The organism is Pseudomonas abietaniphila (assembly GCF_900100795.1).
Lineage (GTDB): Bacteria > Pseudomonadota > Gammaproteobacteria > Pseudomonadales > Pseudomonadaceae > Aquipseudomonas > Aquipseudomonas abietaniphila.
On sequence record NZ_FNCO01000037.1, the window covers coordinates 1 to 7,006 of the forward strand.

At 53.8% G+C, this 7,006-nt stretch carries 11 protein-coding genes; 5 read left to right on the forward strand and 6 right to left on the reverse strand.

Features of this window, described 5'->3' with window-relative positions:
- Nucleotides 1–63: 63 nt before the first annotated feature.
- On the reverse strand, nucleotides 64–924 hold the full coding sequence (locus tag BLS87_RS32990) for an SDR family oxidoreductase (protein WP_074759370.1): 861 nt from the start codon (nucleotides 922–924) through the stop codon (nucleotides 64–66).
- A 118-nt stretch (nucleotides 925–1,042) separates the two neighbouring features.
- A complete protein-coding gene (locus tag BLS87_RS32995) occupies nucleotides 1,043–1,351 on the reverse strand; it encodes an RcnB family protein (protein WP_167362137.1) in 309 nt (102 codons plus the stop codon).
- Between the two features lie 373 nt (nucleotides 1,352–1,724).
- On the opposite strand from BLS87_RS32995, the gene BLS87_RS33000 reads away from it, so the two are divergent.
- Together BLS87_RS33000 and BLS87_RS34855 are read left to right on the forward strand one after the other, a co-directional pair.
- The gene (locus BLS87_RS33000) at nucleotides 1,725–1,976 is read left to right on the forward strand and encodes a hypothetical protein (RefSeq protein ID WP_074759372.1); all 252 of its coding nucleotides are present in this window, start codon (nucleotides 1,725–1,727) and stop codon (nucleotides 1,974–1,976) included.
- Nucleotides 1,977–2,054: 78 nt separating this feature from the next.
- Entirely contained in the window at nucleotides 2,055–2,258 is a 204-nt protein-coding gene (locus BLS87_RS34855) for a hypothetical protein (RefSeq protein WP_425262264.1), read from the forward strand.
- Between the two features lie 35 nt (nucleotides 2,259–2,293).
- Here the strand turns inward: BLS87_RS34855 and BLS87_RS33010 are convergent, their stop codons facing one another.
- A complete protein-coding gene (locus BLS87_RS33010) occupies nucleotides 2,294–2,782 on the reverse strand; it encodes a response regulator (protein ID WP_244165942.1) in 489 nt (162 codons plus the stop codon).
- Between the two features lie 107 nt (nucleotides 2,783–2,889).
- Between BLS87_RS33010 and BLS87_RS33015 the strand changes: the two genes are divergently transcribed.
- The gene (locus tag BLS87_RS33015) at nucleotides 2,890–3,156 is read left to right on the forward strand and encodes a hypothetical protein (RefSeq protein ID WP_074759374.1); all 267 of its coding nucleotides are present in this window, start codon (nucleotides 2,890–2,892) and stop codon (nucleotides 3,154–3,156) included.
- 60 nt (nucleotides 3,157–3,216) lie between these two features.
- Here BLS87_RS33015 and BLS87_RS33020 read toward each other — a convergent pair whose 3' ends face one another.
- A complete protein-coding gene (locus BLS87_RS33020; RefSeq protein WP_143024549.1) occupies nucleotides 3,217–3,468 on the reverse strand; it encodes a hypothetical protein in 252 nt (83 codons plus the stop codon).
- A 267-nt stretch (nucleotides 3,469–3,735) separates the two neighbouring features.
- Here BLS87_RS33020 and BLS87_RS34045 point away from each other — a divergent pair, with 267 nt between their 5' ends.
- Together BLS87_RS34045 and BLS87_RS33025 are read left to right on the forward strand one after the other, a co-directional pair.
- Nucleotides 3,736–3,921: a hypothetical protein gene (locus BLS87_RS34045; RefSeq protein WP_143024550.1), complete on the forward strand. Its 186-nt coding sequence runs from the start codon at nucleotides 3,736–3,738 to the stop codon at nucleotides 3,919–3,921.
- Between the two features lie 230 nt (nucleotides 3,922–4,151).
- Entirely contained in the window at nucleotides 4,152–5,285 is a 1,134-nt protein-coding gene (locus BLS87_RS33025; RefSeq protein ID WP_083370827.1) for a sensor histidine kinase, read from the forward strand.
- A 339-nt stretch (nucleotides 5,286–5,624) separates the two neighbouring features.
- On the opposite strand, the gene BLS87_RS33030 is transcribed toward BLS87_RS33025, so the two are convergent.
- On the reverse strand, nucleotides 5,625–5,864 hold the full coding sequence (locus BLS87_RS33030) for a hypothetical protein (RefSeq protein WP_074759376.1): 240 nt from the start codon (nucleotides 5,862–5,864) through the stop codon (nucleotides 5,625–5,627).
- A 23-nt stretch (nucleotides 5,865–5,887) separates the two neighbouring features.
- Nucleotides 5,888–7,006 (reverse strand): DNA polymerase Y subunit UmuC family protein (locus tag BLS87_RS33035; protein WP_482211660.1); only part of this gene is annotated, 1,119 nt, incomplete at its 5' end.

Sequence of the window (7,006 nt, forward strand, 5' to 3'; positions counted from 1 at the left end):
TGCTCAAAAAGTGAGCAGAAGCAGTTGAACACCTGGGTCAGTTTTCAGTCGGCAGAACAGCCTCTACTGGGTCAGTTTTCGGTCAGCGGCAACAGCGTAGCGCGAACCAGAGATGTAGCTCCCTTCATCAGAAGCGAGAAGTACGTAGATAGGAGCCACTTCGACCGGCTGACCAGGCCTGCCCAATGGTGTCTCCTCACCGAAGGTCTTCACATCCTCTTCAGGCATCGTCGAAACGATCAATGGCGTCCAGATCGGGCCTGGAGCGACGCTGTTCACTCGAATTCCTCTAGGCCCCAGCATTTGGGCAAGCCCGGCGGTGAAGTTAGCAATAGCTCCCTTGGTCGTCGCATAAGGCAACAAGGTAGGCTTTGGGGAGTCGGAATTCACCGAGCTCGTATTGATGATGGAACTGCCTGCCCGCATCGATGGCAGCGCAGCCTTGCAGATGCGGAACATGGCGGTGATGTTGATATCGAAAGTCTTCACCCATTCTTCGTCAGGAATCTCTTCCAGCGTTTCGTGGGTCATCTGAAAGGCGGCGTTGTTGACTAGGACGTCGATACGGCCAAATTTCTCGACCGTTGCATCAACAATTGCTGAGCAATGCGCTTTGTCTGCAAGGTCGCCCGGCAACAGGATGCATTGCCTGCCTGCCTCCTCGACCCAACTTGCGGTTTCCTTGGCGTCCTGATGCTCATCGAGGTAAGAAATAGCGACATCCGCACCCTCGCGCGCGAAAGCGATGGCAACAGCCCTACCTATTCCGCTGTCACCCCCGGTGATCAGGGCAATCTTGTTAGTCAGGCGACCGGAGCCCTTATAGCTTGCCTCGCCGCAATCGGGGTACGGTTCCATCTTGCTCTGATCGCCTGGAACGGACTGCTGCTGGGGCTTAAACGGCGGGATTGGATAATCACTCATCTCTGTTCTCCTGGATGCTGGGCAAAGTGTCATTCTCAAAAATGGACTCTGCCCACTGCATGCGAGTTCGTTCTATTTAATCTCACTGCGCTCGGAGCGCAGCCTGATAAGTGCGGTGCTATTTGGACTGATCAACCATTTGCTTAATCGTGCCGGTGGGGATGCTGACCAGTGCATATTTGTCCTGAATCTTGACCCACTGCTCATCTTTGCCAGGTGCGCTCAGGTGGTGTTTCTGCCAATCCTTTACCGCCAAGCTCGGACGTTGAAATTCATCAGGCACATTGTCTCCTTCCTTGATCTGCCTGACGCCCGCACCAGGCCTGTCCATCGTCACGCTCGGTTCCTCAGCGGCGTAGCTGAAACTGCTCAAGCCGCACAAGGCAGCAAAGGTCAGATGACATAGAGTTTTGTTACGAATCATCATGAGTCTCCGTTTGGCCCGTCCGATAGGGCGGCTGTAATCGGGCGATAGCTCGCCCATTCCGCTCTATCGACCGAGTTAGCGGCAGATGTTTCCATCTTTTTTCCGGTCAAATCATCCTTGAAGCTGGAACTCAACATCTCCGCATAGTGGGAGTGGCTGACTCACTGCTGCCGAACACAAAAAAGACTGAACGTTTTCTTTCAGGCCCCCTCCCAGAAGATGAGTTCTCGGCATGGTTGCGAGTAACCTCAAGAGCTCTGGTGCCCTGACTGCCCCTTAGCTCGTTGTGCTCACCAGAGGCCTTACTACACAGGCCAATGGAGGCTCTCATCAGTTAGTTCAAAACCACAAGAACGGAGCGCCCGCCCCCATCATGGATATTGTCCAGTGGCCAGCCATGGTGGTGATTGTCTTGGCGTCATGGCTTGTTGGATCTCAGCGTGCCGAGCGCAGGAAGATCGCCTTCCTTGGCTTTATCGTTGGCAACGTGCTTTGGGTTATCTGGGGACTTTACGTCGAGGCTTATGCGCTAGCCTTGCTGGACATGATGTTATGTGGAATGAACCTGAGGGGATTTCTCAGGAACAAAGCCGCAACAGAACGGAGTGCAGCTCATGCACCTTGAGATAGATCTGCTAGTTACTTTTTTGTCTAAAAGCGGGGCGGCGTATTGAATACCGTTGACTGGGTGCAATGGCCCGCGATGCTCGTTACGGTTTTAGCCGCATGGCTGATCGGCTCACAGCAGGCCCGTCGGCGAATGATAGGTTTTTGGTGTTTCATCCTGAGCAATGCTCTCTGGATCGTCTGGGGATGGCCAGCTCACGCTTACGCCCTGATCGCTCTTCAAATATGCCTGTTCGGATTGAACTTGCGAGGTTTCAGGAAGAACTTCAAAGGCCAGTAACTTCAGAGGTCTCGAAGCGCGGTGGAGCGCGTCGGTCAAATCCGGCGGACTGGAATACCGGGCTGTAGCAGCTCTGCGATTGCTATCACCAGAACATCAATCGACCAAGGTTTCTGAAGATAGACGGTTTTCTCTGGCACCAGCGACGCATCCAGCTCATATCCACTTGTTAGGATGGAGGGTAGCCCAGGCCAACGCTGAGCCACCATGCTCAGAAACTCAGCGCCCCTGATCTGCCCTGGTACGCCGTGATCTGCAATCACCAATGCGGTGCCATCAGCATTCTTTAGCATGTGGATTAGTGCGTCATCAGCAGTCACGAAAGCCACATAATGCGCACCTATGTCCGTGAGGATCTCGGTCATTACCGTGCGGAGGATATCGTCGTCCTCGACGACGACGATCGAGCCCTCAATTGGCAAAATCCCTTCCCAATTCGTTAGCACTTGCTTACCTGCGCCCCAGTTAGTGGCAGGAATTGTTTCACTCCTAGCCGAAGGCCGCCAGTAGTCCATCTGAATCATTGAATTTACCTAACGCCCACAACTCACAGCTTCATACAGACTGACTGCGCCTGTCACTTCGATGGTTGCATCGACGTACGCAATCCTGGCAGCAAAGGCTTAATCTAATGGTCACGCTTAATGAAGAACCTTTTCTGCCCTCAGCTGCACTGGATGCGGCAGAGAAAGCTTTGAAAAATCTGCGGAGCTGTATCTCTCCCACTCAAGCACTCCACACGTCCATCGCGGTAGAGGATACGGTCAAAGGATTGAAGTTGAGCGGAGTTATCACCGATGAGCAGGCCAAACGGCTGTACCTCCTTTTTGAAACTACCTTGGAAATCATGCTGAGGGATCTGGCGGGCAAAGAGGATGGGCCCCGGCAATTTCCATAACAAAACTACCCGTTTCACAACCCTTAGGACATCAGACTCATCCAATCGCGCTCACAAGATCTACCTCGTGAACGGCGGTTCTTCTCGCTCGATGCCTGAAGCCCTCATGATCTCGCTGATGCATTGCCCAAGGATTAGTCGACTATCATCGACGCCCTTCAGCGAGCGCCGAACAGAATGGGCAACAGCCTTGGCATCGTTGTTCTCCGCCACCTCTACCCAATCAGCGATTTTCACCAACGCATCAGTAATGGCATGTTGGTTTTTTAGGATCGTATGAAGGAGCGTCGTAGTGATCGGATTGTTTTGCATGGATGTCCTCTGGGATGCCTGTTCGTGAATGCCAGAGTCGTCCATGGCCTGGTTGAGAGGTGCACAGTGCCTCCAACCCCTTTTGAGGAAATAGTGGCACGATGGTTCCACACCCTTAGTCAGGTTTCCTAGCAGGACGACGTGTACCGGAATCGCGGCGCTCTTATCTCGGCGTCTTTTTTGCAAATGCCACGCGTCGGCGGGCCGTTCGACCTATGGTCGGGTGATCTACAGTGAATGCAAGTTGGATCCAACAAGGAATGTAGCATGGGTGCGAAAAAAGAGATCCTTGGTGCCTGGATGGCCGAATGGATTTTGCTCGATGGAAAAATCGTCTGCGTCAGCTGCGGCAGACGCCAACCTTTGTCTGCGGCGGAGGATTTCACACACGCTAAGAATTGTGCAGCGAATACGCACCCTGTGCCCAGACCGCTTGGCACTTTAGGTCGTTGACCGCAGCAGCTATACCCGGCTATTACCCTAATCCAGGCAACGTTCCCCCATCCGACGCAGCTCCTGCCGCTGTCGAGCTTTGATGCCCATCAAACTCTGGTCGATTTTGAAGGTCAGAGAGTCGTATCAATCACGTTAGCTATCAGCTTGCACTGAATAGCCCCCTCCAATTTGGGGAGCCTCCAAGACCGTAATGACGCTTGCTGGCCGTCAATCCCGGGAACCAGCGAATGCTCATGCCAAATCACTATGATCCTGCTGACTCTGTTGAGCGACTTGCCGCCCTGCGCAGTTACGAAATACTCGATACGCCACGTGAATCAGAGTTCGACGAGCTCGTGGAGCTGGCGGCTGAAATTTGCGAAGCCCCGATTTCAGTCGTGAATTTGATCGAAGACCATCGCCAATGGTTTAAAGCTGAAGTGGGCCTAGGCATAAGGGAAACTCCGCTGGATATCTCGATCTGCAGGCATGTGCTCCTGCAGCCAGGAATCACGATGATCTCCGATCTACGCGATGATCCTCGGATGTGTGCAAACCCACTGGTGACAGCTGACGAAGGACTTCGCTTTTATGCGGGATGCCTGCTGGAAACCCCAGACGGACATGGAATCGGAACGCTATGTGTGCTGGATAGATCCCCGCGATTGCTTACCTTACGGCAGCAGTCAGCGCTAAAGACATTGGCACATCAGGTGATGGCGCAATTGGAGTTGAGACGTTCGCTCCGCCAGAAAACACTTCTGCTTGAGCAAAAAGAAATGCTGCTCAAAGAAGTCAATCACAGGACAAAGAACAACCTTCAGCTCATCGTTGGCCTGATCCAGCTCCAACTTCGGCAGGTGCATGACAAAGAAGCGCAAACTGCGCTAATGGACACTTCTCGACGGATCATGAGCATCGCCGCTGTCCATGAGCGGCTCTATCAAACTGATGAGGTCGGCACCGTAAACGTGGCAACGTATCTGTCCCAGGTGGTTGCGGGTATTCGAGCGACGGCATCTCATGAGATCACATTTGAACTCGACATCACCCCGGCACGCTTATCGCTCGACACTGCTATTCCACTAGCGTTACTGGTGAATGAACTGGTCACCAACGCTTTGAAGTATGCGTACGCCTCCCCGTCCTTCGGGCAAGTATCCATCACCGTGAAACCAGAAAATGAGTTGATGGTCTTGACCGTGGCTGACAAGGGCAAAGGATTTTCCAGCGGGTTTAATCCTCGCAAAAGTAAATCCCTAGGGATGAAGATCATTGCCTCTCTCTGCCGCCAGCTGAATGCCGACTTCGTATTTGTGAACAACCAGCCTGGAGTTATCTGCATCACCAAATTCAGCGCTGCTACACATCTCAGCCATTAGGTCAGCGCGCAAGCGCATAATTCTCCCAACCTAGCCGGGGATCGTTCCCCCACCTGTGCTGGTATTTCCAGAAATCACTTTGATGGAGTGGTGATATTGGTCGACCGCTGGCCCTAGCCGTCGGTAGTAATACATACGGAATTGCGTTTCCGCGCTTCGCCCCTCGCTTCGCGCGCGCAGTGCACTGAAAGGATGCCAATTCCACGCCCTCAGCAGGCTCAGCCAGGTGCGGAGATAAACCGCATCACAGCATGCGAAATTTCGACTTTCCCCTGAGCGTCCAACCGCAGGGATGATAGATAGCTACGACAGCATGGAATTATTCGGACAGGATCAGGGTCAGCCCGGCACTACTTCCACATGAACGATCCGCCCTTCAGCAACGTCGTTCACCAAGCATTGAAGACGACCCTCTTCACGCTGGAACATGGCAATCATACGGTGCAGAGCTTGAGCGTCAGGATCATTGCCGGCTTGGCTCAGCCGCTCTGCAATCCTCACGAGCTCAACGGCCGACCACTTGAGGTCAGCAGCTAGACCCTGCAAATCTCTGCGTAGGTTTTGGTTTGGATTGTTCATGTCGGCTTCCTCTTGCCCCTTCCCTATATGGCTTTGACCGTCCACAGCTGATCCAACCGAGTCGTATAGCTCTGGCTCATCAAGTCGCGACGCATGGCCCATCCAGGGTTTCTGGGCACGCTGGCAACACGGAGCGTTCCTCTTCCCCACCTGCTATTGATGTCATCCAGTACTCCCATCAATGTATCGGCAATGGCTGGCTGTGAATGAGCGAATAGGTCATCAGTGAACTCACCTGGCTGACGCAGATCCATCAGCAAGACCTCGGCCTTGCTGTACTTGAAACCTGGCCTAAACAGGCGATTCACCGCCTCGGTGGCAGCCTTGGTCATGAGTCGCACATCGTTGGTGGGGTACGGCAACTCGACCAAAGCCCCACTGGCGTACTTGGCCTCTTCGGGATTGAACATCCCTGTACGGATGCTGACGCGGATCTTCTTGCACAGTGAGTTTTGCGCCCGAAGCTTTTCAGCCGCGCGCTGGGTGTACGTGGCCACGGCTTCTTTGATCGGCTCAATGTCGGTCAAGCGACTGCCGAACATCCGGCTGCAGCAGATCTCTTGTTTGGGCGGATCAGCTTCTCCGAGCTCCAGGCATGACGTGCCGGCAAGCTCGCGAGCCGTCTTCTCGATCACGACGCTGAATTTCTGCCGGAGTGTCCAGGCATCGGCCTTCGCCAAGTCCATCGCAGTTTTGATGCCCATGACCTCAAGGTGCGCTTTCATCCGCTTACCGACACCCCACACTTCACCGACCTCGGTGTTGCGAAGCGTCCAGTCACACTTGAACTGATCGCAGAGATCGACGACACCACCTGTCTTATCGAGCAGCCGCTTGGCTGTGTGATTCGCTAGCTTGGCCAAGGTCTTGGTACGCGCAATCCCGACGCCTACTGGGATGCCGGTGTACTTGAAAATGGTCGCTCGTAGCTTGCGGCCAAACGCTGTGAGATCGCCTGGCACACCGGTCAGATCAGCAAAGGCTTCATCAATTGAGTACACCTCAAGGGCTGGCACCATGGACTCAATGATCATCATGACGCGCTCACTCATATCGCCGTTTATGTGTAATAGAAAGTCAATAAGAACCGGGCCATGCTCGCCCTTGGAGCTTCTCATACCCAACCGGTATGGCTGTAGCTT

What these genes read in the sequence shown, in the direction of transcription:
- BLS87_RS33030 (WP_074759376.1), bottom strand. Translation starts at nt 5,864, where the DNA reads ATGAACAATCCAAACCAAAACCTACGCAGAGATTTGCAGGGTCTAGCT.
- BLS87_RS32990 (WP_074759370.1), bottom strand. Translation starts at nt 924, where the DNA reads ATGAGTGATTATCCAATCCCGCCGTTTAAGCCCCAGCAGCAGTCCGTT.
- BLS87_RS32995 (WP_167362137.1), bottom strand. Translation starts at nt 1,351, where the DNA reads ATGATGATTCGTAACAAAACTCTATGTCATCTGACCTTTGCTGCCTTG.
- BLS87_RS33020 (WP_143024549.1), bottom strand. Translation starts at nt 3,468, where the DNA reads ATGCAAAACAATCCGATCACTACGACGCTCCTTCATACGATCCTAAAA.
- BLS87_RS33010 (WP_244165942.1), bottom strand. Translation starts at nt 2,782, where the DNA reads ATGATTCAGATGGACTACTGGCGGCCTTCGGCTAGGAGTGAAACAATT.
- BLS87_RS34855 (WP_425262264.1), top strand. Translation starts at nt 2,055, where the DNA reads ATGCTCGTTACGGTTTTAGCCGCATGGCTGATCGGCTCACAGCAGGCC.
- BLS87_RS33025 (WP_083370827.1), top strand. Translation starts at nt 4,152, where the DNA reads ATGCTCATGCCAAATCACTATGATCCTGCTGACTCTGTTGAGCGACTT.
- BLS87_RS33015 (WP_074759374.1), top strand. Translation starts at nt 2,890, where the DNA reads ATGGTCACGCTTAATGAAGAACCTTTTCTGCCCTCAGCTGCACTGGAT.
- BLS87_RS34045 (WP_143024550.1), top strand. Translation starts at nt 3,736, where the DNA reads ATGGGTGCGAAAAAAGAGATCCTTGGTGCCTGGATGGCCGAATGGATT.
- BLS87_RS33000 (WP_074759372.1), top strand. Translation starts at nt 1,725, where the DNA reads ATGGATATTGTCCAGTGGCCAGCCATGGTGGTGATTGTCTTGGCGTCA.